The sequence below is a fragment of the Bradyrhizobium sp. CCBAU 53351 genome, assembly GCF_015291745.1.
Classification (GTDB): domain Bacteria; phylum Pseudomonadota; class Alphaproteobacteria; order Rhizobiales; family Xanthobacteraceae; genus Bradyrhizobium.
In genome coordinates this window covers 1,206,090-1,229,412 of sequence record NZ_CP030059.1, presented here as the reverse complement: position 1 = coordinate 1,229,412, position 23,323 = coordinate 1,206,090, and the positions used below count along the sequence as shown (strand labels likewise).

Sequence of the window (23,323 nt, the reverse complement as noted above, 5' to 3'; positions counted from 1 at the left end):
GCGCGATGCCCTTTTTGCTCATCGACTTCCCCGCCTTCAAGCCGATCGCGCTCGAGATTGGTCCGTTCGCGATCCGCTGGTATGCGCTCGCCTACATCTGCGGCATCGTGTTCGGCTGGCTCTATGCGCGTTCGCTGCTGAAGAACGAACGCCTGTGGGGCGGCCCCGCGCCGATCTCGCTGCTCCAGGTCGACGACTTCATCCTCTGGGTCACGCTCGGCATCATTCTCGGAGGCCGCACCGGCTACGTGCTGTTCTACAACCTTCCCTTCTTCATCGACCATCCGGCGGCGATCTTCAGATTGTGGGAGGGCGGCATGTCCTTCCATGGCGGCTTCCTCGGCTGCGTCGTCGCGGTGATGTGGTTCGCCTACCGCAACAAGATTCCGATCCTGTCGCTCGGCGATATCACGACTGCTGTCGCCCCGGTCGGGCTGCTGCTCGGGCGGCTCGCCAATTTCATCAACGGCGAGCTGTGGGGCCGCGCCACCGATGCGAGCCTGCCCTGGGCGATGATCTTTCCCAACGATCCGACGCAGTTGCCGCGACATCCGAGCCAGCTCTACGAGGCCGGCATGGAAGGCATCCTGCTGTTCACGGTGCTTGCGATCATGATCCGCCTTGGCGCGCTGAAGCGGCCCGGCATGATCCTCGGCAGCTTCATCCTGATCTACGGCCTGACCCGGATCATCGGCGAGCATTTCCGCGAACCCGACGCCCAGCTCGGCTTCCTCTGGGGCGGATTAACCATGGGCATGCTGCTGTCGATCCCGATGCTTATCGTCGGCCTCGTCCTTATTGTATTGGCCGTCAGGCGCGGTGCGCCGAAGCCCATTGAGGCTATTCGTTAATTCATTTCGAGAAGATGGCCGTGACCGACCAGCCCTTACTCAACGAGATCAAGGCATTGATCAAAGCCTCAGGCCCCATGCCGGTCTGGCGCTACATGGAACTGTGCCTGATGCATCCGCGCTATGGCTATTACCTCTCGCGCGATCCGCTCGGACGTGAGGGCGACTTCACCACCGCGCCCGAGGTCAGCCAGATGTTCGGCGAGCTCTTGGGCCTGTGGACGGCCTCGGTGTGGAAGCAGATGGGCTCGCCGCAATTCTTGCGGCTGATCGAGCTCGGCCCCGGCCGCGGCACCATGATGGCGGATGCGCTGCGTGCACTGCGCGTGCTGCCGCCGCTCTACCAGGCGCTCCATATCCACATGGTCGAGGTCAATCCCGTGCTGCGCGAGCGGCAGGGCGCGACGCTGTCCGCCGTGCGCAACATCACCTGGCACGACAGCATCGACGACGTGCCTGAGGGACCGAGTATCATCCTCGCCAACGAATATTTCGACGTGCTGCCGATCCACCAGATGGTCCGTCTCGAGAACGGCTGGCACGAGCGCGTGATCGAGATCGATCCCAACGGAAAGCTTCAATTCGGCGCGGCGCCGGAGCCGACGCCGCGCTTCGACGTGCTGCTGCCGCCCCTGGTGCGCGCCGCGCCTGTCGGCGCCGTATTCGAATGGCGGCCCGACGGCGAGATCATGAAGCTCGCCACGCGCGTGCGCGACCAGGACGGCGCGGCCCTGATCATCGACTACGGCCATTTGCGCAGCGATGCCGGCGACACCTTCCAGGCGATTGCACGCCACACCTTCGCCGACCCCCTGAAGGCGCCGGGCCTGGCCGACGTCACCGCCCATGTTGACTTCCAGGCGCTGGCGCGCGCGGCCGAGGATGTCGGCGCCCGCGTGCACGGACCGGTGACGCAAGGCGACTTCCTGAAGCGGATCGGCATCGATACGAGGGCGGCCGCCCTGATGCAGAAGGCAACACCGGAAGTGGGCACCGACATTTCGATCGCGCTCAAGCGCCTGACGGACACCGGGCGCAGTGGCATGGGCTCGATGTTCAAGGTGCTCGGCATCTCCGAGCCGCGGCTGACGGGCATTGCCGGCCTCAGCGATCTCGAACAGGCCGGAGACGATTGATGACGGTCACGTCCTCGCTGCTCGCCGCGGTGCCCGGCCTGCGCCATGCCTTCTTCACCCGTGAAGGCGGCGTCTCAAGCGGCATCTATGCCGCGCTGAACGGCGGGCTCGGCTCCAACGACGATCAGGACCTGGTCGCGGAGAACCGCCGCCGCATGGCCGAGCATGTCGGCGTCGCCGCGGACCGCTTCATCAGCCTGCACCAGATCCACTCGCCCGACGTGCTCGTGGCCGAGACACCGTGGCCGAGCGGACCGCGGCCGAAGGGCGATGCGCTCGTGACGAAAACGCCCGGCATTGCGCTCGGCGTTTCCACCGCCGACTGCGGACCGGTGCTGTTCGTCGATCCCAATGCGCGCGTGATCGGCGGCGCGCATGCCGGCTGGAAGGGCGCGCTCACCGGCGTGCTGGAGGCGACGATCTCCGCGATGGAGAAGCTCGGCGCCACGCGTAGCGGCATCATCGCCGCGATCGGCCCCTTGATCCGTCAGGACAGTTACGAGGTCGGCAACGAGTTCGTGGCGCGCTTCATCGAGGCGGATGCGGACAACGCCATGTTCTTCATCCCCTCGGTGCGCGAGGGACACGCGATGTTCGATCTCGCCGGCTTCATCCGCAGGCGCCTCGACGCCGCCGGCATCCTGATGATCGACGATCTCGGTCTCGACACCTATGCCGACGAGCGCTTCTTCAGCTATCGCCGCTCGGTGCATCGCAAGGAGCCGGATTACGGCCGCCACGTCCACGCGATCGCGCTGGAAGGGTGAACACAAGAGCAACCTTTACAATCGTCATTCCGGGGCAGTCCGCAGGATCGAACCCGGAATGACGGGTGCATTGACGCGACGACAGTGAGTTGTGTCGCCCCTGCCCTAGACCTTAACCGATTTTAACGATATCGCTGCCCTCCATAATGAGGGACGCGTCATTCATCCTGGGCCGTGCGGGTTCGCGCGTGCTGGCGGTCATGCTGCTGGCGGCTGCGACCGCGCTTGGCGGCTGCGCCGGCGGTGGCGGCGGCGCCGCCAACTCCTATGCGATGGCGCCGAGCACCGGCTCGGGCGCGACGGTCGCCTTCGAATCGATCGACGGCCCGCCGCCGCCTGTATTCGACCGTATGGTCGGCGTGCTCGACAGCGAATCCAAGCTGCGCAGCCTGTCCGTCGTCTCCCGCGAGGGGACGGCCGCGTACCGCGTGCGCAGCTACTTGTCGGCCCAGGTCGTCCGCGGCAAGACCGTGATCGCCTGGGTCTGGGACGTCTATGACGCCAACCAGCAGCGCGCGCTGCGTCTCTCCGGCGAGGAACCGACCTCGGCCAAGGGCGGCCGCGATCCCTGGAACGCCGCCGACGACCTCGTGCTGCGGAAGATCGCCCAGGCCGGATTCAGCGGACTTTCCAACATGATCAACGGGACTCCGGATGGCTCTAGCCCGGCCCCAGGCTTGCGGGGACCGGCGGTGGCGAGCGTGATCAAGGACGTCCCGGCGCCCGAGATGCCGAGCTCGGCGCTCGGCTATGCCGAGCGATAACCCCCGCTAAACCACGGCCTCAAGTTGCGGCCAAGCCGTTGGCCCGACTCAGGATTTTCGAAGGGAAAACGTATCATCCCGGGTTGCCATTGCAGCCTCCCGCCTGATATTTCCTCGCCCGTTGTAACCGTGCTTCCAGTGGGATCTGAGATGTTGAACGTCGTATCCAGCAAAGCGCGGGAGGAAGCGTCCATGTCGGCCAAAAACGGCTCCATCAAGCTCGTCGCCGGCAACTCCAATCCGGCTCTCGCGCAGGCGATCGCGCAAGGCCTCGACCTGCCGCTGACCAAGGCGGTGGTGCGGCGCTTCGCCGACATGGAGATCTTCGTCGAGATCCAGGAGAACGTCCGCGGCTCGGATGCCTTCATCATCCAGTCGACCTCGTTCCCCGCGAACGACCATCTGATGGAATTGCTGATCATCACCGACGCGCTGCGCCGCTCCTCGGCGCGCCGCATCACCGCGGTGCTGCCCTATTTCGGCTACGCGCGGCAGGACCGCAAATCGGGCTCGCGCACGCCGATCTCGGCCAAGCTCGTCGCCAATCTGATCACGCAGGCCGGTGTCGACCGTGTCATGACGCTGGACCTGCACGCCGGCCAGATCCAGGGCTTCTTCGACATCCCGACCGACAACCTCTACGCGGCGCCGCTGATGGTGCGCGACATCAAGGACAAGTTCGATCTCTCCAAGACGATGGTGATCTCGCCAGACGTCGGCGGCGTGGCGCGCGCGCGCGGCCTTGCCAAGCGCATCAACACCCCGCTCGCGATCGTCGACAAGCGCCGTGAACGTGCGGGCGAGTCCGAGGTCATGAACGTGATCGGCGACGTCGCCGGCTACACCTGCATCCTGATCGACGACATCGTGGACTCCGGCGGCACGCTGGTGAACGCGGCCGACGCGCTGATCGCCAAGGGCGCCAAGGACGTCTACGCCTACATCACCCACGGCGTGCTCTCCGGCGGCGCGGCCGCCCGCATCACGAACTCCAAGCTGAAGGAGCTCGTGATCACCGACTCGATCCTGCCGACCGAGGCGGTGACCAAGGCGCCGAACATCCGCACCCTGCCGATCGCGAGCCTGATCTCCGACGCGATCGCGCGCACGGCGGCGGAAGAGTCGGTGTCGAGCCTGTTCGACTGACACCGTCATTCCGGGGCGGCGCGCAGCGCCGAGCCCGGAATCCATCTTGCAGCGATCCGTTTCGATAAATGGCTTCCGGGTTCACGCTGCGCGCCCCGGAACGACCAGACCTACCCCACGATCCCCGCCGCGACCTGGCCGCGCAAGCGTTCGAGGCCCAGCAACGTCTCCGCGCAGGCGGCCGCTACCTCGACGCCCTTGATGGCAAAGTGCCTGCGGAAGAAGTCGTAGTGCACCTCGGTCTCGTGGAATTGCTGCGGCGTCAGCACGGCCGAGAACACCGGCACCTCGGTGCGGAGCTGCACATCCATCAGCGCCTTGATCACGGTGTCGGCGACGAATTCGTGGCGATAGATACCGCCGTCGACGACGAGGCCGGCCGCGACGATCGCGGTATAGCGCCGCGTCTTGGCGAGGACCTGCGCGTGCAGCGGGATCTCGAAGGAGCCCGGCACCTCGAACACGTCGACATGGGTGAGGTGCCGCGCCGCAGCCTCCTTCATGAAGGCGATGCGGGCCTCCTCGACCACGTCGCGGTGCCAGCAGGCCTGCACGAACGCCACCCGCTGCGGTTTGGCGAAGCGCGGGTGCTCGGCCGCAGGTCCTTGCGGAACCGGCGGATGGGGGACTTCAGTTTCGACTTGGGAAGCTTCGACTTGGGGATCTTGCAACATCTGATTCATGGCTTTCCTTTTCGAGGACCAGAATCAGGGCACACGGAACGACAAACAGCCGCACCTTGCGATGCGTCTGCCACCGACCGTTCTCTTTCATCCGGACTTTAACCGTCGGCTTCGGAGTTGCACCGAATCTGCTGACCCTTCCGTTCGGGATACCCCTCGCGGAAGGCGCTCGCGGGCTTAGGCCTTTCGGCCCTTACCGCCGGTGGGGACTTTCACCCCGCCCTGAGAACATCGGCCGCCCGGAATGAACGGCCTGTTCGGAAATATGCCGCCGGCGCGGCGGCGCGGCAAGTATGTTCCGCATGGGCAAATCGCATGGTCCCATGCCGGCGTTGGGGTCCTCTTGGCGGTCCGGCCCCGCGGGACGGAATTAACGATTGGCGCCCCTGCGTGTTTGATTCTGATTTGTTCTCCTCGCTCGGGACCAGCGACTTCCGGCGTTAAGAATTGTGGCGGAGATGAGCTGTGGACGAACGAGTCCTGGCTTGTGGACGGACTCGGGACCCCGTTGCGCAGATTCCGCAAATCACATCACTTGATCCGCGAAAGGCCCGCGCTGATCCGAGGATCGCGAGAGCGACTCCAGGGATCGCGGTAGCGTCTAGGGAGCGCGCGCCGGGCCCAACCGCGTGCGTATCAAAGACAACAAGAAGGCAAGAGGTCGAGACGGCATGTCCCTGCTCGAAAGCACCATCGATTCCAAAAGCCATCCGCTCGCGGTGGTCGAGGACATCGCTGCCAGCAACAACTGGCCGTTCGAACGCTCCGGCGAAGACGAACTCACGATTGTCTCGAAGGGACAATGGACCGACTACCAGCTCTCCTTCACCTGGATGGGCGAGATCGAGGCGCTGCATCTGGCCTGCGCGTTCGACATGAAGATTCCGCTCGCGCGGCGCGGCGAGGTGCAGCGGCTCGTCGCCGCCGTCAACGAGCAGCTATGGGTCGGTCATTTCGACCTGTGGACCAGCACCGGCATGGTGATGCACCGCCAGGCCCTGGTGCTGCCGGGCGGCCTCACCGCCTCGACCGCGCAATGCGAAGCCATGCTCGCCGGCGCCATCCACGCCTGCGAGCGCTATTTCCCGGCGTTCCAGTTCGTGGTGTGGGCGGGCAAGTCCACGACCGAGGCGATGGACGCCGCGATGTTCGATACGGTCGGAGAGGCGTAGGGCTCAACTCCTCTCCGCTGTCGCCCCGGACAAGCGAAGCGCGGATCCAGGCCCATACCGCGTGATTCATCCTTGGGCACGCGGCTTGTTGCTCTGCTCTCCATCCACTAGAACCGCCCGTGGTAACGCGACGAGCAAGCGCTCGTGCGGGGGTCCCTGCGCCCGCGCGCAATTGCGCACCAGGCAGGGACGACACCTTTGTTGATGGTGAGCACAGTGGCAGACAACAGCACACTCCAAAACATCACCGGCACCATCCTGCTCGCCGGCGCCGGCAAGATGGGCGGCGCGATGCTGACCGGATGGCTCGCGGGCGGGCTCGACCCGCGCCGCGTCGCGGTGATCGATCCGCACATCTCGCCCGAGATCACCGCGCTTGCCACCAGGGGCGTCGCGCTCAATCCCGACGCAGCCACGGTCGGCCGGGTCGAGACGCTGGTCGTCGCGGTGAAGCCGCAGATGTTCCGCGAGGCCGGCGCGAGGCTGAAATCGTTCGTCTCGGAAAGGACCTCCGTGGTCTCGATCATGGCGGGAACCACGATCGCTGCGCTCCAGGACGTCTGCGGCGGCGCCGTCGTGCGCGCGATGCCGAACACGCCGGCCGCGATCGGCCGCGGCATCACCGTAGCCGTCGCAGCGAACAACGTCAGCACCGCGCAGCGCGCCGTGGCCGACGCGCTGCTGCGCGCCACCGGCTCGGTCGAATGGGTCGAGGATGAAGGGCTGATGGACGCGGTCACCGCCGTCTCCGGCTCCGGCCCCGCCTATGTGTTCCTGCTCGCCGAGGAGCTCGCGCGCGCCGGCGTCGAGGCGGGCCTGCCGGAAGCGCTGGCGACCAAGCTTGCGCGCGAAACCGTCGCCGGCTCCGGCGAGCTGCTGCATCAATCGGAGCTGCCTTCCGCCACGCTGCGCCAGAACGTCACCTCGCCCGGCGGCACCACCGCCGCAGCGCTCGGTGTGCTGATGGGCGAACCGGGCCTGCGCGATCTCATGATCCGCGCGATCGCAGCGGCCACGCAGCGGTCGAAGGAATTGGCGAAGTAGGCAGGGAGTGCTTGGGGCCGACTTGGGCGGGCCGATGCGAAGCGAGCTCGGCGGTTGCCGAAAGGGAGAGCGATCGTGAACCTGTACGCGAAACTTCTCGAACGACACGCCAGCGGACGCCCGATCAGAATCGGACTGATCGGAGCGGGCAAATTCGGTGCAATGTACCTTCATCAGGTTCTGCGCACACCGGGCGTCCATCTCGTCGGCATTGCGGACCTGTCACCGTCGCGTGCTCGCGAGAACCTGAACCGGGTTGGCTGGCGCCCGGAGCAATTCGCCGCGCTCTCGCTTGAGGATGCCCTCAAGAACGGCACGACCTTTCTGACCGACGACTGGGAAGCGCTGGTGAAGTGCGAAGCCGTGGAGGTGATCGCCGAGTGCACCGGCAATCCCGTGGCGGCGGTGGAACACTGCCTTGGCGCCTTTTCTGCCGGCAAACCTGTCATCAACGTGACGGTCGAGGCCGACGCATTCTGCGGACCGATCCTCGCACAACGAGCGAGGCAAGCCGGGGTGATCTACAGCCTCGCCTATGGCGATCAGCCGGCCCTCGCCTGCGACCTCGTCGATTGGGCAAGGGCCTGCGGTTTCCCGGTCGTCGCAGCGGGCCGCGGCCACAAGTGGCTACCGCACTACCGGGAGTCGACCCCCGAAACGGTCTGGGATCACTGGGGCCTCACTGCCGAGCAAGCTGCGCACGGCGGCATGAATCCAAAAATGTTCAACGCGTTCCTCGACGGCTCCAAGCCGGCGATCGAATCCGCCGCGATCGCGAACGCAACCGGGCTGGAGGCGCCCTCGCAAGGCCTCGCATTCCCGCCGGGATCGGTCGACGACATCCCGACGCTGATGCGCCCTCGCTCCGAGGGCGGCGTGCTGGAATCCAAGGGCCAGGTCGAAGTCGTGTCCTGCCTGACGGCCGAGGGCAAACCGATCCCCAACGATATTCGCAAGGGCGTCTGGGTCTGCTTCGAAGGCGACAGCGAGTACATCCGCAACTGCTTCAAGGAATACAGCGTCGTCACTGATCCGAGCGGCCGTTACATGAGCTCCTACAAGAAGTGGCATCTCATCGGTCTGGAGCTTGGAATTTCGGTGGCCTCGATCGCTCTGCGCAAGGAGGCGACGGGGGTCGCGACAACGTTCAACGCCGATGTTGCCGCGACGGCCAAGAAGGAGCTGCGCGCGGGGGATACGCTCGACGGAGAAGGCGGCTACACCGTCTTTGGCAAGCTGACGCCGGCCGGCACGTCGCTTGCTAAGGGCTATCTGCCGCTCGGACTTGCGCACAATGTGCGATTGACCAGAGCGGTTGCCAAGGACGCCTGCATCACCTGGGCCGACGTGGCAATCGACGAGACGCTGCCTGCCGTGCGCATCCGCAGGGAGCAGGAAGCGTTCTATGCCTCTTCGACGGTACGTTAGGCAGGTTGAGCGAGGTGGCGCCCGGCCGCAGCGCTACGCGCCAAGCCGCTTGTTGAACATCTCGACATTGACCAGCCCGCGCGCGTGGCGGCCCTCGCCGAGCTTGCGCGTGCCCTCGAAGGCCTCGACCTCGAAGCGGATGACGCGGCGCTCCACCGCGACGACCTTCGCATTGGTCCGTACCGTCGCGCCGACGAGGGCGGCGGCGAGATGGCGGATATCGACCTCGGTCCCGACGGTGATCCAGCCCGTCTGAAGCGCGGCGCGGATCGCATCGCCCGCCGTCATCTCCATTTCCAGGATCATCATCGGCGTCGCGTAGACCATGGGCATGCCGGGCACGAAATGCCCGACCGTGCGCTCCGCCGGCACCACCAGCGTGCGCTCGGCGCTCATGCCGATCGTGATGAAATCGCGTGCGTCCATGGGGCTTGCTCGTCATTCCGGAGCGGCGCATAGCGCCGATCCCGGAATCCAGAAGTTTGCGGCACGAAAGTCCGGGTTCGCGCTTCGCGCGCCCCGGAATGACGCTAACGCGTCACTTCTTCGCCGCTGCCGCGCGTTCCACGAAGGTCTTGCCGCCCTTCATCTTGTGACGGAGCGGGGCTTCGTTGATCTGGATGACGACGGCATCGGCATCGACGCCGAGATTCTTCACCAGCGCCTGCGTGATGTCGCGCATCATGCCGGCCTTCTGCTCGTCGGTGCGGCCTTCGGCCATGCTGACGGTGATCTCAGGCATTTGTCTCTCCCTTGCGGCCGGACGCCGGCCATTGACGGTCGCCATCAAACAAGACGTCGCTGCCCGGGACAAGCCCGGGCGCGACGGCCTCTCGGAATGGCTATCCCCACTTTACGTCATGGCGGGCCAAAACCTCGCGCACCTTCGCAACGAGATCGGCTTCGCTGCACGAGAACTGCGCCGGCCGGCTCTCGCGCCATTCCTGGTTGGACGCAATCGCGGCGGCCGCCTTGGCGCCTTCGATCAAATCCTTGATCTGCAACTCGCCGCGCGCCTTCTCGTCGGAGCCCTGGATGATCACGCAAGGCGAGTTGCGACGGTCGGCATATTTGAGCTGGTTGCCCATGTTCTTGGGATTGCCGAGATAGAGCTCGGCCCGGATGCCGGCGTTGCGCAACGACGCCACCATCTTCTGATAGTCGGCGACGCGGTCGCGGTCGAACACGGTGACGACGACGGGGCCGAAGTCCGGCTTGATGTCGAGCTTGCCGAGCAGCGTCAGCGCAGCCTGAAGCCTGGACACACCGATCGAGAATCCGGTGGCCGGCACCGGCTCGCCGCGGAAGCGCGAGACGAGACCGTCGTATCGCCCGCCGCCGCCGACCGAGCCGAAGCGCACCGGGCGGCCCTTCTCGTCCTTGGTCTCGAGCAGCAGTTCGACCTCGTAGACCGGGCCGGTGTAATATTCGAGGCCACGCACGACGGAGGGATCGATCTTGATGCGGTCCGCACCGTAACCCGACGCGGTCACCAGCTTGGCAATCTCTTCCAGCTCGCTCACGCCGGCCTGGCCGACCTGGCTCTTGGCGAGGTAGGTTTCTGCGGCGGCAATCGCCTCTTTCCAATCCTCGCGCGGTTTGGTGATGGCGAGAACGACGTCGGCTTCGGCTTCGCTCAGATTGGCGCCCTTGGTGAAGTCGCCCTTGCCTTCTTCGCCGCCGTCCCATCGTCCGGGACCGAGCAGCTTGCGCACCTCGTCGGCGGAAAACTTGTCGAGCTTGTCGATCGCGCGCAACACCGTCAGCCTGCGGCCGGCGTTCTCTTCGCCGGCGAGCCCGATGGCTTCCAGAACGCCGTCGAGCACTTTTCGGTTGTTCACCTTCACCACATACTGGCCGCGCTGAATGCCCAGCGCCTCCATCGTGTCCGCCGCCATCATGCAGATCTCGGCGTCCGCCGCGGGCGTCGCCGATCCCACCGTGTCGGCGTCGAACTGCATGAACTGGCGGAAGCGGCCGGGGCCGGGCTTCTCGTTACGGAAGACATAGCCGACGCGGTAGCTGCGATAGGGCAAGACCAGCGCGTCGGTGCCGTAGCGCTCGCCGACATAGCGCGCGAGCGGCGCTGTCAGATCGTAGCGCAGGCTGATCCACTGCTCGTCGTCGTCCTGGAACGAGAACACGCCCTCGTTCGGACGGTCCTGGTCGGGCAGGAACTTGCCGAGCGCGTCGGTATATTCCATCGCCGGCGTCTCCACCGGCTCGAAGCCGTAGAGCTCGTAGACGGCGCGGATCTTCTCGACCATCTCGCGCGTCGCCCGGATCGCTGAGGGGTCGCGATCCTCGAGCCCGCGCGGCAGGCGCGCCTTCAGTTTCTGGGGTTTTTTGGGTTTCTCGGCCATGCGCGGCGTTTACCAGCCGGGGCGCGAGGCGGCAACTGGTGCCTTTTCCCTCTCCCCTTGTGGGAGAGGGTGGCTCGCCGCGAAGCGGCGAGACGGGTGAGGGGTCTCTATCCGCGCGAGAAAATCTCACGATGAGATTCGCGGAGATAACCCCTCATCCGGCGCTTCGCGCCACCTTCTCCCACAAGGGGAGAAGGAAGAAGAGAACCTACGGCTGCTCCATCCGCGCCCGCAGGGCATCGGCATCCGCCTTCGGCAGCGACTTCAGCGTCGGCTTGATGGTTTCGCCGCCGACGATCTTGCCGTTGCGCATGAACATCCAGTCCGAGATGTCGGCTTCGCCGAACGAAACCTTATCGCCGGCGTGCTTGCCCGGCAGGTCGCGCGGTTCGTTGGCGAACAGGCCTGAATAGGTCCCGCCGGGCTGCTTCTTCACCTCGCCGATCCAGATGTGCTCGCCGCCCTTGCGGGTCGAAAAGCGCACCTTCAAGGCGTGCCCGGTCTCCGACGACTTCGGCGCCTCGTAGGACGCCCAGAAGGTCGGCAGCGTGCCGCGGGCCCGCGCGATCGCCGCATTCATCTCGGGATCGCTGGTGCGCACGTCGACGATCGGCGAGCGGTCTTGCGCGACGACCTCGTGCGTCGGACCGATGGTCAGGATGCCGAAAACGGAGACGCCGGTGATGGCGGCGAGAACGACCCATTTCACGGGGTGGGAGAGTTTGGTTGCCATGATCGCGATATCCGGGATGCTCGTTGTATCCGGACTTTGTCGCGGGATCGTGGCAGGTCGTTCATGGCGCTAAACGGCAGCAGCGTTCCCCGGATGCTGCGCAGCGCGGCGCCTCTTGGCGGCGTGGTGCGCTGCTGATCCGGGGTCCAGCCACTGGCACTCTGGGTCCGGCTCGCGCTTTGCGCGTCCGGGACACGAGACCTCAAAACACCTTGCGGATCCAGTTGTGCGGATCGTTGGTGCGGCCGTACTGGATGTCGACGAGCTGCTTGCGCAGGCCCATGGCGACGGGGCCGGCGGCGCCGCCCGAGATCTCGAAATCGCCGCTCACCGAGCGCACCTTGCCGATCGGCGAGATGACGGCGGCGGTGCCGCAGGCAAAGGCCTCCTTCAGCTTGCCGCTCCCCGCGTCCTTGCGCCACTGGTCGAGCGAATACGGCTCCTCGCGCACGGTCTTGCCGGCGTCCTTGGCCAGCGCGATGATGGAATCGCGGGTGATGCCGGGCAAGATGGTGCCGAGCGGCGGCGTGAGCAGCGAGCCGTCGTCGAACACGAAGAAGACGTTCATGCCGCCGAGCTCCTCGATATAGCGGCGCTCGATCGCGTCGAGGAAGACAACCTGGTCGCAGCCGTGCTGGATCGCTTCGGCCTGCGCGCGCAGGCTCGCGGCATAATTGCCGCCGCATTTGACGGCGCCGGTGCCGCCGACGGCCGCGCGCGTATAGTTTTCCGACACCCAGATCGAGACCGGCGCGGGACCGCCCTTGAAATAGGAGCCGACCGGCGAGGCGATGACCGAGAAGATGTATTCGGACGACGGCTTGACGCCGAGGAAGGTCTCGCTCGCGATCATGAAAGGCCGCAGGTACAGGCTGCCCTCGCCGCCCGGCATCCAGGCGCGATCGATGCGCACGAGCTGCTCGACCGCCTCGATGAAGACGTCCTCGGGCAGCTGCGCCATCGCCATGCGGTCGGCCGAGTCCCTGAAGCGCCGCGCATTGGCGTCGGGACGGAACAGGTTCACGCCGCCGTCGTCGCGCTTGTAGGCCTTCAGGCCTTCAAAAATCTCCTGCGCGTAGTGCAGGACGGCGCCGGCCGGATCCATCTGGAAGTTGGCGCGCGCCTCGATCTTCGCCTCGTACCAGCCGCCCTTGGCCTGGTTGTAGCGGACGATCGCCATGTGATCGGTGAAGACCCGGCCAAAGCCGGGGTCCACCAGCTTGGCCACGCGATCTTTCTCGGACGTCGGATTGGTGGCGGGCTGGATGTCGAATGTCATGCTCATGTCCTTGGCTCCCGCTGCCGGTATCGGCGCTGTTCTGGCGCCCGCCCGCCCCGTTCCGGGGCCAGCTGGCTCGATTGGTTTCTGGCTGGACCACCGCCAGCCTTGTTACGGCCGGTTTCCCGTGGCCAGCATGTCGGGCAGGACATGCTTTTGCGCGAGACGGAAGTCCAGTATGTTTTGCCGAAATGCCGCTCGACAATCGCACGGTAGATCTGATCCGGCTGTCGTCGCCTGTCCGGCTCTTTCCGCCGTCCCTGCATCGACGCCGCCCGCCGCGAAACGATCTAAAATTTCGTGCGGGCTGATCGTTTTGTAACATTGAACCCAAGATACGTCAATATGCCTGACATAAATTTCGCGAGTCCCTCTCAAGACGCCGCCGAGCCTCGGCGGGCCGCAGGCGATGGAGGCAATTTGCGCTGGGATATCATCGAGCTGCTGTTCTTCGCCTATCGCGACTTCGTCGGCGATCCCGACCAGGAGCTGGAGGCTTTCGGCTTCGGGCGGGCCCATCACCGGGTCATGCACTTCGTCTACCGCTATCCTGGTCTCAAGGTCGCCGATCTGCTCGACGTCCTGCGCATCACAAAACAGTCGCTCGGCCGCGTGCTCAAGCAGCTCCTGGACGAGGGCTACATCGTGCAGAAGACCGGCGACAACGACCGCCGCCAGCGCCTGCTCTACGCGACGCCGAAAGGCGAGACGCTGGTGCAGAAGCTCGCGGGTCTGCAGACCACGCGGATCACCAAAGCGCTCGCCGAGATGAGCCCGCAGGATGCCGAGACGGTCAAGCGCTTCCTGCGTGCGATGATCGATCGGGACGATCCGGACAAGGTGCTCGAGACGATCTTCGCCTCCGTCAACCAAGACGCCAAGGAGTAACCGTGACGCTCGCCGCCACTCTCGCCCGCGCACCGGCGCGCCCGGCCGACGATGCGCCGCATCTGTTGCTCGTCGACGACGACCGCCGCATCCGCGATCTGCTCTCGCGTTTCCTTGCCGGCGAGGGCTACCGCGTCACCACGGCCGCCAGCGCCGGCGATGCGCGGTCGAAATTGCTGGGTCTGCATTTCGACTTGCTGATCCTCGACGTCATGATGCCCGGCGAGACCGGCTTCGATCTCGCGCGCTTCATCCGGACCTCCTCCTCGGTGCCGATCGTGATGCTGACGGCGCGCCATGAAGCGGAGGCCCGCATCGAGGGCCTGCAGATCGGCGCCGACGACTATGTGGCGAAGCCGTTCGAGCCGCGCGAGCTGGCGCTGCGCATCAACAACATCCTCAAGCGCGCCGCTCCGCCGCCGCAGGCCACGACGATCGAGAAGATCGCCTTTGGTCCCTACATCTACCATCTCGATCGCGGCGAGCTGCGCCAGGGCGAGGAGGTCATCCACCTCACCGACCGCGAGCGCGAAATGCTGCGCATTCTCTCGGAGACGCCGGGCGAGACCGTGCCGCGCAGCGCGCTGACCGGCAATGGCAGCGTCAACGAGCGCGCCGTCGACGTGCAGATCAACCGCCTCAGGCGCAAGATCGAGACCGACCCCGCCAATCCGCTGTTCCTCCAGGCGGTACGCGGCATCGGCTACCGCCTGGTGGCCTCGCCATAAATCAAGTGAAGCGCGCCAGATGAGCACGATCGACACCGGCCTGACGCTTCTGAAGAGCGCCGCCGGCCGCGTTTCGGCGGCCAATGGCTGGATGGGCAACGCGTTCAAGGGCTGGATGCCGACCGGCCTCTACGCTCGCGCGCTCCTCATCATGATCGTGCCGATGGTGGTGCTGCAATCGGTCGTCGCCTTCGTGTTCATGGAGCGGCACTGGAACACGGTGACGCGCCGGTTGTCGGCCGCGGTGGTGCAGGACATCGCCGCACTGATCGACGTCTACAAGGGCTATCCGCAGGACAAGGACCGCACCGAGATCCGCCGCATCGCGCAGCAGCGGCTCGGCCTCGTGGTCGACTTCCTGCCCGCCGGCGACATGCCGCCGCCGGGACCGAAGCCGTTCTTCTCGCTGCTCGACCAGACGCTGTCGGTGCAGCTCGGCCGCCAGATCGGCCGCTCGTTCTGGATCGACACGGTCGGCCGCTCCAATTTGGTCGAAATCCGCATCCAGCTCGACGATGCCGTGATGCGCGTGTTCGCGCAGCGCAGCGCTGCCTATGCCTCGAACTCGGAGATCTTCCTGTTCTGGATGGTCGGCACCTCCTCGATCCTGCTGATCGTCGCGGTGCTGTTCCTGCGCAATCAGATCAAGCCGATCCTGCGTCTTGCGGACGCCGCCGAAAGTTTCGGCAAGGGCCGCGAGGCGCCGAACTTCCGCCCGCGCGGCGCGCGCGAGGTGCGGCGCGCCTCCGTCGCCTTTCTCGAGATGAAATCGCGCATCGAGCGCACGATGGAGCAGCGCACCGCGATGCTCGCCGGCGTCAGCCACGATCTGCGCACCATCCTGACCCGCTTCAAGCTCGAGCTGGCGCTGATCGGCGACAGCCCCGAGCTCGAGGGCATGCGCAAGGACGTCGACGAGATGTCGATGATGCTGGAGGATTACCTCGCCTTTGCGCGCGGCGATTCCGGTGAGCAATCGCAGCCGACCGACATGGCGCAGGCGCTCGAGGAGCTGCGCGGCGATGCCGAGCGCCATGGCCATGCCGCGACCGTCGCCTTCCACGGCCTGCCCGTCGTCACCGTGAAGCCGGCCTCGTTCAAGCGCTGCCTCGCCAACCTCGTCACCAACGCGGCGCGCTACGGCAAGAGCATCGCCATCACCGGCCAGCGCGATCACCGTTATTTGACCGTGACGGTCGACGACGACGGACCCGGCATTCCCACGCATTTGCGCGAAGAAGTGTTCAAGCCGTTCCTGCGGCTGGACAATGCCCGCAACCAGGACGAAGGCGGCACCGGCCTCGGCCTTGCCATCGCCCGCGACATCGCCCGCTCCCACGGTGGCGACATCACGCTCGGCGACAGCCCGATGGGCGGCTTGAGGGCGAGCGTGCGGATTCCGGTGTAGGTCTTACTTCACCTCCCCCCTAAGAACGGGGCGAGGAAGCGCATCGATTTTGCAGCTACGGCAATCCTACTTCGGCAGCAGCGCCTTCAGCTTGTCCATGTCGCGCACGTTCATCTTGAAGCCGCCGGGCATCACGATGTCGCCGGGCTTCTGCTCCGGCTTGCAGGCGCCGAGCCATTTCGCCTCGAGAGTCATCGAGGTGTCGCGGCCCGCGGCACCGGCGGCGCCGCCCTGCGCGTGCGAGGTGGTCTTCACCGTATAGGCCGAATTGAAATCGCCCGTGATCTCGGCATGCGAGGTCGTGCTGATGCCGGCGACGCTGCACTCGGAATCGCTGACATAGCCGGTCGCGGTCTTCTTGATCTCCTGCTTGGCGCAGACCTGCTTGGCCATCGGCGAGACGTTGTTGTTCATCTCCTTGTCGACGGTCTCGTCGGTGCAGTGCTGCATGGTCATCTCGGGCACCGGCCCGCCGGTGCGGACCATCTTCAATTCCCAGAGGCCGGCCTTGCGCACCGGCAGATCGTCGGCGCTGGCAATCCCCGCCGACACCACGAGACAAAGCGTCGAGCCGAGCAAAGCGAGTTTGCGCGTCATGCGAGAAGCTCCCGGCTTATTGGATTGCGGCGTTACGACAACGCCTCAGTAGAGCGTGCGGATCGGCTGCTCGGCGGCGCCATAGGGCACCCAGCGGCAGGAGAACGAGATGTAGCCGCCCTCATAGGCCTGCACGCTGAGGAACTTGACCACCTTGCGGTAGCGCGCGCAGTGATCGACCGCGACCTGACGTGCATCGACCTGGGTGGCCATCGAATAGGCAATGATCCCGCCGGTGTCATTGCCCTTGAACGGCGGCACGATGTCGGCGCGCGCCGACTGGCTCGCCGTCATACCCGAGACAACCAGGCTGGCGAGAAGACCCGCGGCCGCAATGATTCGCATTCCCGTCACTCCAATTGGCTGGCCCCCAGTTTACGGTGCCGGGATGGAAGTGGAAAGAACCGAAGCCCTGCCGACCACGATGTTGTGGTCAACTCCTGGCGAAGTGTTGCCGCGCTGCACTTGACCTCCCCCGGCCTTCACGGCACCGTCCGACCTTCGCAAGACCTTAGCTGTCCGGATTGACCATGCGCGCCCCCTCCCTGAAATCGCTCCGCTTTGCCGCTCTGCTCGGCCTCATATTCGGGGCGGTGACGCTCGGCGAGGCCAGGGCCGCCAATCCGCTGGAGCTGAATTTTTGGCTGAGCGGACCCCGCTATGACGGCAACGTCGCCAATTGCGACTGGGCTCTGCCGAGGATCGAGCGCGAGTTCGCGGAGAAGGAATATACGTTCTGGAATTCTTCGCTGAAGATCACCGGCTTCTCCGCCGTGCACGAGACCGCGTACCGGCCCTGGCAGTCCGACAACATTCCGCGCCGCTATTGCAGCGGAGAGGCCATGCTCACCGACGGCAAGGTGCGCAAGGTGCACTTCTCGATCATCGAGGACGGCGGGTTCGCCAGCTACGGTAACGGCGTCGAATGGTGCGTGGTCGGGGTCGATCGCAACTGGGCCTATAATCCGGCCTGCCGCGCCGCCAGGCCTTGAGCTCGAGGCGCCCTGATTCGGGCGCTGTCAGCCGCCAAATGGCGGCCGCCTGAATTTTGTTCTTGAAATGTTCTTTTCGCCTGCTAGGCTTCCTGCACAGTCTAGTTGAGGGGCGTTGCCATGTTTCATTCCAGATTGCATTCCTTCTCCCGCCTCGTGATCTCGCTGGCCCTTTCCCTGATCCTTGCGGCTAGCCTCGCCTCGTTCGCCGGCGACGCAAAGGCCCAGGACAAGCGGCAGAACGCGCCCGGCGAGTTCGATTTCTATGTGCTGTCGCTGTCATGGTCGCCCTCGTTCTGCGAGGAGGCGGCCGAGCGTGGCGGCCGCTCCCAGATCCAGTGCGGCGGACGGCCCTACGCCTTCGTGGTGCATGGGCTGTGGCCGCAATATGAGAACGGCTTCCCGGAATATTGCCAGCGGCCGGCGCCGCGGCTGAACCGCAACATCGTCTCCTCGATGCTCGACCTGATGCCGGCGCCGGGGCTGATCTTCAACGAATGGGACAAGCACGGCACCTGCTCGGGCCTCGAGGGCCGCAGCTATTTCGAGACGATCCGCAAAGCGCGTGCCGCGATCAAGATTCCGGCCGAATATCTCGATCTGTCGCAGGCCAAGTCCGTGGCGCCGACAGAGGTCGAGGAGGCCTTCATCAAGGCCAATCCGGGCTTGAGCAATGCCGCCGTCTCGGTCACCTGCAACCGCACCCGGCTCTCCGAGGTCCGCATCTGCCTCAGCAAGGACCTGCAATTCCGCGCCTGCGAGGAAGCCGACCGCCGCGCTTGCCGCCGCGAGCAGGTGACGATGCCGCCGATCAGGGGCGGTTGAGGCCGAGGCTCGCGCAAGAAACCGGGCCCCCGGCTCGGCGGCGCAGCGTTACACGCTGCACCGCGTCCAGGACACGTGATTGTGCCTCTTTGCTCAAGCCATCACGTGGCGTAGTCCTACCCCATGAATTACCGCCACGCCTTCCACGCCGGCAGCTTCTCCGATGTCATCAAGCACATCGTGCTGGCGCGCATCGTCACCTATCTGCAGGACAAGCCGGGGGCGTTCCGCGTCATCGATACCCATGCCGGGGCCGGCCTCTACGATCTCGACAGCGACGAGGCGCGCCGCAGCGGCGAATGGCTGACCGGCATCGCGCGGCTGATGCAGGCCCGGCTGTCGAACGAGAGCGCGGCGCTGGCCAAGCCCTATCTCGACATCGTCCGCGCCTTCAACCCGAAGGGCGAGCTCAAAACCTATCCGGGCTCGCCGTTGATCGCGCGCGGTCTGCTGAGGCCGCAGGACCGGCTGGTCGCCTGCGAGCTCGAACCGAAGGCGCGCAAGGCACTGATCGACGCGCTGCGCCGCGACGAACAGGCCCGCGTGGTCGATCTCGACGGCTGGGTAGCTCTGCCGGCCTTCGTGCCGCCAAAGGAGCGGCGCGGCCTCGTGCTGATCGATCCGCCCTTCGAAGCCAAGGACGAGTTCGAGCGGCTGGGCGAAGCCTTCGCCGCCGCCTTCGTGAAATGGCCGACCGGCATCTATCTCATCTGGTATCCGGCCAAGAGCCGGCGTGCCACCGACGCGCTGGCCCAAACGGTGGCCCGGCTCGCAGCCGCAGCAAAACCACCGGGAAAATGCCTGCGCCTCGAATTCAGCGTCGCGCCCCAGCTCGACGGCGGAGCTCTCGCCTCCACCGGGCTGCTGATCGTCAATCCGCCCTACACGCTGCAGGGCGAGCTGAAGACCATCCTGCCCGAGTTGGAAATACCGCTCGGCCAGGGCGGTGCTGCCAGATTCCGATTGGAGGTCCCCAAGCCTTAATCCCCAAGCCTTAAGGAGAGACCGTAACACTCCGGCATTCTTGGGAAAAATATGCAGGAGCGGTAGTCAATCTGCAGAGAACCGTATTATGCTGTTTCCGTGACTGGCTTTACGTTCCGCTTCCGCGAATGGTTGCGGCGGAGTGAAGGCCTAAGAAAGATCCGGCCGGACCGCTTACGGTCCGCCCAAGGATGGCCAGCTCTCCCGGGCTTCGTATCGCCCGGTCATGTCGCGACGTGAGTCTGCGTCGCGGCGGAGGAGCAATGAGGGGGAGTTTCCCGATGGCCATGACGGGAACGGTTAAGTTTTTCAACGGCGAACGCGGCTACGGTTTCATCAAGCCTGACGACGGCGGCCGCGACGTCTTCGTGCATATTACTGCTGTGGAGCGGGCCGGACTGAAGGACCTTGCGGAAGGACAGCGCATTACTTTCGAAGTCGAGCCGGACAAGAAGGGGAAGGGACCGAAGGCGGTCAACCTGGTCATCCTGTCCTAGCGGGCCTGACGCAAAATACCTCGCGAAAATACTTGGCGTAAAAAGTACTTGGCGAAAAAAAATCCCGGCCGCGAGCGGCCGGGAGTTGTTGTCCGGTATTTTCTTCTTCAGCTATCAGAAGCGATAATTCACGCCTGCGCGAACAACGCTGGCGCTATAGCCGTTTGACACGCCCGTAATTGCGAACTGACTGGTCGACAGATCGATGTAGAGATATTCGAGCTTGGCGCTCCAGTTCGGAGCAAGGCCGACTTCTGCGCCGGCACCGATGGTCCAGCCCGCGGTGGTGTGCGATTCCGACCAGCCGAAGGTCTGCGCGCGCAACTCGCCGAAGGCGAGGCCGGCGGTGCCGTAGAACAGCACGTTGTTGACGGCATAGCCCGCGCGGCCGCGCAGGGTGCCAAACCACGGATTGGAGAATTTCCACGGGGCGAAGGTATCGTCGGCACCGGCCGCCTGGATATCGCCCTCGACGCCGAACACGAACGGGCCGTTCTGGAAATTGTAGCCGGCCTGCACGCCCCCGACGAAGCCCGACGGCTTTGAGGGATTGTTGTCGACCGAGCCCCATTCGTAGCCGATGTTGCCGCCGAGATAGGGACCTGCCCAGCTATACGCATTGAGCGGCTGGTTGACGGTATAGGGCGCACGCTGGCCGTAATTGAAATCCGCGGCCTCTGCCGAAGCTGTCCAGCCGGCTGCGACCAACGCGGCCGCGCCCAAAATGAGCCCCCTCATCACTTAACTCCAACGCAACTGCCGTCGCCGGTGCGGCGCCCGCGCACCCCGCGCGAGGCAAACCGCATGGTTACGGAACCACCATCTTTTCGCGTAAGATTTATCGAGAGTTTTAAGTTAAAGGGCTGTTAAGCTGGGTTACCGCGCGCTTAACACCCTTAAGGAAGCGTTACCGGGAACCGCGCCGCCGTCCTGTGCGTGCCGCGCGGCCGGAACTTCAAATCGGCACCCCCAGCGCCTAAATTCGTCCCATGGTTCACGATTCCCCCGACAATCCGGACGACCGCGCGCGCAAACCGCCCCCGACTGCCGCGAGCGACACGCCGCCCGACCTCGATCCCGCGACGACCGGCGGTGACGACGAGGACGAGGCGCGGCTGCCCGACATCCTCGAAGAGAGCGGCGCGGTCGGCGAGGAGCCGCTGGCGACCGGTCACGAGGCGATCGAGCGCGCGGTCCGCCTCGCCCCGACCTCGCCCGGCGTCTATCGCATGCTCAGCGCGAATGCCGACGTGCTCTATGTCGGCAAGGCCAAGAACGTCAAAAAGCGCCTGTCGAACTATGCGCGCCAGAGCGCGCCGCAGCCGGCGCGCATCCTGCGCATGATCGCCGCCACCGTGACGGTGGAGATCGTCTCGACCAACACCGAGACCGAAGCGCTGCTGCTGGAAGCCAACCTGATCAAGCAGCTGCGTCCGCGCTTCAACGTGCAGCTGCGCGACGACAAGTCGTTCCCCTATATCCTGATCACCGGCGACCATTGGGCGCCGCAGATCCTGAAACATCGTGGCGCGCAGAGCCGGCCCGGGCGCTATTTTGGCCCATTCGCCTCCGCCGGCGCGGTCAACCGCACCATCACGGCACTGCAGCGCGCGTTCCTGATCCGCTCCTGCACCGATTCCTTCTTCGAGAGCCGCACCCGGCCCTGCCTGCTCTACCAGATCCGCCGCTGCGCCGGTCCCTGCACCCGCGAGATCGACTTCGGCGGCTATACGACGCTGGTGCGCGAGGCGAGCGACTTCCTGTCCGGCAAGAGCCATGCGGTGAAGCAGGAGCTTGCCGGCGAGATGGAGAAGGCGTCCGGTGAGCTCGAGTTCGAGCGCGCCGCGCTGTACCGCGACCGCCTCGCCGCGCTGTCGGCGATCCAGTCGCAGCAGGGCATCAATCCGCGCACGGTCGAGGAAGCCGACGTGTTCGCCATCCACCAGGAAGGCGGGTTCTCCTGCGTCGAAGTGTTCTTCTTCCGCACCGGCCAGAACTGGGGCAATCGCGCCTATTTCCCGCGCGCGGAGAAATCGTTCACCCCCGAAGAGGTGCTCGGCTCCTTCCTCGCCCAGTTCTACGACGACAAGCCGCCGCCGAGAAACATCCTGCTCTCGCACGAAATCGAGGAGAGCGAGCTGCTCGCCAACGCGCTGGCGATCAAGGCCGGCCACAAGGTCGAGGTCGCCGTACCCAAGCGCGGCGAGAAGAAGGAGCTGGTCGCTCACGCCCTGACCAATGCGCGCGAGGCGCTCGGCCGCAAGCTCGCCGACACCGCCACGCAAAGCCGCCTGCTCGACGCCATGGCCGCGACGCTGAGCCTGCCGCATCCGCCCAAGCGCATCGAGGTCTACGACAACAGCCATATCCAGGGCACCAACGCGGTCGGCGCCATGATCGTCGCCGGCCCCGATGGTTTCGTGAAGAACCAGTACCGCAAGTTCAACATCAAGTCGGAAGGCATCACGCCCGGCGACGACTTCGCCATGATGCGCGAGGTCCTCGAGCGGCGCTTCAAGCGCCTGATCAATCCGCCCGAGGACGCCGGCACCAAGGCCAAGGACGACGATTTCCCGCAATGGCCGGATCTCGTGATCATCGACGGCGGCCGTGGCCAGCTCAACGCCGTCCGCGAGATCTTCGCAAATCTCGGCCTGACCCAGGTATCGCTGATGTCGGTCGCCAAGGGGCCGGACCGGGATGCCGGCCGCGAGACCCTGTTCATGCCGGAGCGCGAAGCCATCAAGCTGGAGCCGCGCGACCCCGTTCTGTATTTCATCCAGCGCCTGCGCGACGAGGCCCACCGCTTCGTCATCGGCTCGCACCGCAAGCTGCGCAAGAAGGACATCCGCGAGGCCGGTTTGCAGGAGATTCCGGGCATCGGCCCGTCACGCAAGCGGGCCTTGCTGCATCATTTCGGCACCCTGAAGGAGATCGAACGCGCCTCGATCGCCGATCTCGGCAAGGTTCCGGGGGTCAGCGCCGAGAGCGCCCGCAGGATTTTCGACTATTTCCATCCCCAGCCGGGATGAACTAAA

Annotated in this window: 25 protein-coding genes and 1 riboswitch; of the genes, 16 read left to right on the top strand and 9 right to left on the bottom strand. The window is 65.4% G+C overall.

Annotated features, from left to right (window positions below):
* Window positions 1-5: 5 nt before the first annotated feature.
* The 5 genes from lgt to XH83_RS05870 all read left to right on the top strand — a co-directional run bounded on the left by lgt (window position 6) and on the right by XH83_RS05870 (window position 4,664).
* Window positions 6-851, top strand: coding sequence for a prolipoprotein diacylglyceryl transferase (lgt, locus tag XH83_RS05890; protein WP_194406103.1), 846 nt, complete (start codon window positions 6-8; stop codon window positions 849-851).
* Between the two features lie 20 nt (window positions 852-871).
* Window positions 872-1,987: a class I SAM-dependent methyltransferase gene (locus XH83_RS05885; RefSeq protein WP_194406102.1), complete on the top strand. Its 1,116-nt coding sequence runs from the start codon at window positions 872-874 to the stop codon at window positions 1,985-1,987.
* Entirely contained in the window at window positions 1,987-2,754 is a 768-nt protein-coding gene (pgeF, locus tag XH83_RS05880; protein WP_194406101.1) for a peptidoglycan editing factor PgeF, read from the top strand. Before XH83_RS05885 ends, pgeF begins: the two co-directional genes overlap by 1 nt.
* 146 nt (window positions 2,755-2,900) lie before the next feature.
* Window positions 2,901-3,518, top strand: coding sequence for a hypothetical protein (locus XH83_RS05875; RefSeq protein ID WP_194406100.1), 618 nt, complete (start codon window positions 2,901-2,903; stop codon window positions 3,516-3,518).
* A 192-nt stretch (window positions 3,519-3,710) separates the two neighbouring features.
* A complete protein-coding gene (locus XH83_RS05870) occupies window positions 3,711-4,664 on the top strand; it encodes a ribose-phosphate pyrophosphokinase (RefSeq protein WP_194406099.1) in 954 nt (317 codons plus the stop codon).
* A gap of 110 nt (window positions 4,665-4,774) precedes the next feature.
* Here XH83_RS05870 and XH83_RS05865 read toward each other — a convergent pair whose 3' ends face one another.
* A complete protein-coding gene (locus XH83_RS05865; protein ID WP_194406098.1) occupies window positions 4,775-5,347 on the bottom strand; it encodes a 6,7-dimethyl-8-ribityllumazine synthase in 573 nt (190 codons plus the stop codon).
* A gap of 75 nt (window positions 5,348-5,422) precedes the next feature.
* Window positions 5,423-5,581: riboswitch (FMN riboswitch) on the bottom strand.
* 437 nt (window positions 5,582-6,018) lie between these two features.
* Between XH83_RS05865 and XH83_RS05860 the strand changes: the two genes are divergently transcribed.
* The 3 genes from XH83_RS05860 to XH83_RS05850 all read left to right on the top strand — a co-directional run bounded on the left by XH83_RS05860 (window position 6,019) and on the right by XH83_RS05850 (window position 8,991).
* A complete protein-coding gene (locus tag XH83_RS05860) occupies window positions 6,019-6,519 on the top strand; it encodes a YbjN domain-containing protein (RefSeq protein WP_194406097.1) in 501 nt (166 codons plus the stop codon).
* Between the two features lie 204 nt (window positions 6,520-6,723).
* Window positions 6,724-7,563 carry a pyrroline-5-carboxylate reductase gene (gene proC, locus XH83_RS05855; protein WP_194408178.1) on the top strand — a complete coding sequence of 280 codons (840 nt, stop codon included), beginning with the start codon at window positions 6,724-6,726 and terminating at the stop codon, window positions 7,561-7,563.
* A gap of 75 nt (window positions 7,564-7,638) precedes the next feature.
* A complete protein-coding gene (locus tag XH83_RS05850) occupies window positions 7,639-8,991 on the top strand; it encodes an NAD(P)H-dependent oxidoreductase (RefSeq protein ID WP_194406096.1) in 1,353 nt (450 codons plus the stop codon).
* A gap of 33 nt (window positions 8,992-9,024) precedes the next feature.
* Here the strand turns inward: XH83_RS05850 and XH83_RS05845 are convergent, their stop codons facing one another.
* The 5 genes from XH83_RS05845 to XH83_RS05825 form a co-directional block, all read right to left on the bottom strand.
* On the bottom strand, window positions 9,025-9,417 hold the full coding sequence (locus tag XH83_RS05845; protein WP_194406095.1) for a thioesterase family protein: 393 nt from the start codon (window positions 9,415-9,417) through the stop codon (window positions 9,025-9,027).
* A gap of 112 nt (window positions 9,418-9,529) precedes the next feature.
* Window positions 9,530-9,733, bottom strand: coding sequence for a tautomerase family protein (locus XH83_RS05840; RefSeq protein ID WP_008144861.1), 204 nt, complete (start codon window positions 9,731-9,733; stop codon window positions 9,530-9,532).
* Window positions 9,734-9,833: 100 nt separating this feature from the next.
* Entirely contained in the window at window positions 9,834-11,354 is a 1,521-nt protein-coding gene (hisS, locus tag XH83_RS05835; RefSeq protein WP_194406094.1) for a histidine--tRNA ligase, read from the bottom strand.
* A 208-nt stretch (window positions 11,355-11,562) separates the two neighbouring features.
* Window positions 11,563-12,087: a YegJ family protein gene (locus tag XH83_RS05830; protein ID WP_194406093.1), complete on the bottom strand. Its 525-nt coding sequence runs from the start codon at window positions 12,085-12,087 to the stop codon at window positions 11,563-11,565.
* A 202-nt stretch (window positions 12,088-12,289) separates the two neighbouring features.
* On the bottom strand, window positions 12,290-13,372 hold the full coding sequence (locus tag XH83_RS05825; RefSeq protein WP_194406092.1) for a branched-chain amino acid aminotransferase: 1,083 nt from the start codon (window positions 13,370-13,372) through the stop codon (window positions 12,290-12,292).
* Between the two features lie 339 nt (window positions 13,373-13,711).
* Here XH83_RS05825 and XH83_RS05820 point away from each other — a divergent pair, with 339 nt between their 5' ends.
* From XH83_RS05820 to XH83_RS05810, 3 genes are read left to right on the top strand one after another with little or no spacing between them, the layout of a single operon-like run.
* Window positions 13,712-14,254, top strand: coding sequence for a MarR family winged helix-turn-helix transcriptional regulator (locus XH83_RS05820; protein WP_246776418.1), 543 nt, complete (start codon window positions 13,712-13,714; stop codon window positions 14,252-14,254).
* A gap of 2 nt (window positions 14,255-14,256) precedes the next feature.
* Complete coding sequence (locus XH83_RS05815) at window positions 14,257-14,982, top strand: response regulator (protein WP_194406090.1); 726 nt, start codon at window positions 14,257-14,259, stop codon at window positions 14,980-14,982.
* 19 nt (window positions 14,983-15,001) lie between these two features.
* Window positions 15,002-16,390 (top strand): ATP-binding protein, encoded by a 1,389-nt coding sequence (locus tag XH83_RS05810; RefSeq protein WP_194406089.1) that lies wholly within the window; start codon window positions 15,002-15,004, stop codon window positions 16,388-16,390.
* Between the two features lie 66 nt (window positions 16,391-16,456).
* On the opposite strand, the gene XH83_RS05805 is transcribed toward XH83_RS05810, so the two are convergent.
* Window positions 16,457-16,987 carry a DUF3617 family protein gene (locus XH83_RS05805; protein WP_194406088.1) on the bottom strand — a complete coding sequence of 177 codons (531 nt, stop codon included), beginning with the start codon at window positions 16,985-16,987 and terminating at the stop codon, window positions 16,457-16,459.
* A gap of 45 nt (window positions 16,988-17,032) precedes the next feature.
* Window positions 17,033-17,332, bottom strand: a complete 300-nt coding sequence (locus XH83_RS05800; RefSeq protein WP_194406087.1) for a hypothetical protein — start codon at window positions 17,330-17,332, stop codon at window positions 17,033-17,035.
* 185 nt (window positions 17,333-17,517) lie between these two features.
* Here XH83_RS05800 and XH83_RS05795 point away from each other — a divergent pair, with 185 nt between their 5' ends.
* From XH83_RS05795 to XH83_RS05780, 4 genes are all read left to right on the top strand, one after another.
* The gene (locus XH83_RS05795) at window positions 17,518-17,979 is read left to right on the top strand and encodes a hypothetical protein (protein ID WP_194406086.1); all 462 of its coding nucleotides are present in this window, start codon (window positions 17,518-17,520) and stop codon (window positions 17,977-17,979) included.
* A gap of 120 nt (window positions 17,980-18,099) precedes the next feature.
* Window positions 18,100-18,804 carry a ribonuclease T2 gene (locus XH83_RS05790; protein WP_194406085.1) on the top strand — a complete coding sequence of 235 codons (705 nt, stop codon included), beginning with the start codon at window positions 18,100-18,102 and terminating at the stop codon, window positions 18,802-18,804.
* Window positions 18,805-18,927: 123 nt separating this feature from the next.
* Window positions 18,928-19,788, top strand: a complete 861-nt coding sequence (locus XH83_RS05785) for a 23S rRNA (adenine(2030)-N(6))-methyltransferase RlmJ (protein WP_194406084.1) — start codon at window positions 18,928-18,930, stop codon at window positions 19,786-19,788.
* A 281-nt stretch (window positions 19,789-20,069) separates the two neighbouring features.
* Window positions 20,070-20,285, top strand: coding sequence for a cold-shock protein (locus tag XH83_RS05780; RefSeq protein WP_008544396.1), 216 nt, complete (start codon window positions 20,070-20,072; stop codon window positions 20,283-20,285).
* 114 nt (window positions 20,286-20,399) lie between these two features.
* Here the strand turns inward: XH83_RS05780 and XH83_RS05775 are convergent, their stop codons facing one another.
* A complete protein-coding gene (locus XH83_RS05775; RefSeq protein ID WP_194406083.1) occupies window positions 20,400-21,023 on the bottom strand; it encodes an outer membrane protein in 624 nt (207 codons plus the stop codon).
* Window positions 21,024-21,274: 251 nt separating this feature from the next.
* On the opposite strand from XH83_RS05775, the gene uvrC reads away from it, so the two are divergent.
* Window positions 21,275-23,317 (top strand): excinuclease ABC subunit UvrC, encoded by a 2,043-nt coding sequence (gene uvrC / locus XH83_RS05770; RefSeq protein WP_194406082.1) that lies wholly within the window; start codon window positions 21,275-21,277, stop codon window positions 23,315-23,317.
* Window positions 23,318-23,323: the final 6 nt, after the last annotated feature.

Bases quoted from the DNA above. Each gene is read 5' to 3' on its own strand.
- uvrC (WP_194406082.1), top strand. From the start codon at position 21,275: ATGGTTCACGATTCCCCCGACAATCCGGACGACCGCGCGCGCAAACCG.
- XH83_RS05830 (WP_194406093.1), bottom strand. From the start codon at position 12,087: ATGGCAACCAAACTCTCCCACCCCGTGAAATGGGTCGTTCTCGCCGCC.
- XH83_RS05875 (WP_194406100.1), top strand. From the start codon at position 2,901: ATGAGGGACGCGTCATTCATCCTGGGCCGTGCGGGTTCGCGCGTGCTG.
- XH83_RS05845 (WP_194406095.1), bottom strand. From the start codon at position 9,417: ATGGACGCACGCGATTTCATCACGATCGGCATGAGCGCCGAGCGCACG.
- hisS (WP_194406094.1), bottom strand. From the start codon at position 11,354: ATGGCCGAGAAACCCAAAAAACCCCAGAAACTGAAGGCGCGCCTGCCG.
- XH83_RS05775 (WP_194406083.1), bottom strand. From the start codon at position 21,023: ATGAGGGGGCTCATTTTGGGCGCGGCCGCGTTGGTCGCAGCCGGCTGG.
- XH83_RS05840 (WP_008144861.1), bottom strand. From the start codon at position 9,733: ATGCCTGAGATCACCGTCAGCATGGCCGAAGGCCGCACCGACGAGCAG.
- XH83_RS05865 (WP_194406098.1), bottom strand. From the start codon at position 5,347: ATGAATCAGATGTTGCAAGATCCCCAAGTCGAAGCTTCCCAAGTCGAA.
- XH83_RS05785 (WP_194406084.1), top strand. From the start codon at position 18,928: ATGAATTACCGCCACGCCTTCCACGCCGGCAGCTTCTCCGATGTCATC.
- XH83_RS05795 (WP_194406086.1), top strand. From the start codon at position 17,518: ATGCGCGCCCCCTCCCTGAAATCGCTCCGCTTTGCCGCTCTGCTCGGC.
- pgeF (WP_194406101.1), top strand. From the start codon at position 1,987: ATGACGGTCACGTCCTCGCTGCTCGCCGCGGTGCCCGGCCTGCGCCAT.
- proC (WP_194408178.1), top strand. From the start codon at position 6,724: ATGGTGAGCACAGTGGCAGACAACAGCACACTCCAAAACATCACCGGC.
- XH83_RS05780 (WP_008544396.1), top strand. From the start codon at position 20,070: ATGGCCATGACGGGAACGGTTAAGTTTTTCAACGGCGAACGCGGCTAC.
- XH83_RS05820 (WP_246776418.1), top strand. From the start codon at position 13,712: ATGCCTGACATAAATTTCGCGAGTCCCTCTCAAGACGCCGCCGAGCCT.
- XH83_RS05805 (WP_194406088.1), bottom strand. From the start codon at position 16,987: ATGACGCGCAAACTCGCTTTGCTCGGCTCGACGCTTTGTCTCGTGGTG.
- XH83_RS05790 (WP_194406085.1), top strand. From the start codon at position 18,100: ATGTTTCATTCCAGATTGCATTCCTTCTCCCGCCTCGTGATCTCGCTG.
- XH83_RS05800 (WP_194406087.1), bottom strand. From the start codon at position 17,332: ATGCGAATCATTGCGGCCGCGGGTCTTCTCGCCAGCCTGGTTGTCTCG.
- XH83_RS05870 (WP_194406099.1), top strand. From the start codon at position 3,711: ATGTCGGCCAAAAACGGCTCCATCAAGCTCGTCGCCGGCAACTCCAAT.
- lgt (WP_194406103.1), top strand. From the start codon at position 6: ATGCCCTTTTTGCTCATCGACTTCCCCGCCTTCAAGCCGATCGCGCTC.
- XH83_RS05810 (WP_194406089.1), top strand. From the start codon at position 15,002: ATGAGCACGATCGACACCGGCCTGACGCTTCTGAAGAGCGCCGCCGGC.
- XH83_RS05825 (WP_194406092.1), bottom strand. From the start codon at position 13,372: ATGAGCATGACATTCGACATCCAGCCCGCCACCAATCCGACGTCCGAG.
- XH83_RS05860 (WP_194406097.1), top strand. From the start codon at position 6,019: ATGTCCCTGCTCGAAAGCACCATCGATTCCAAAAGCCATCCGCTCGCG.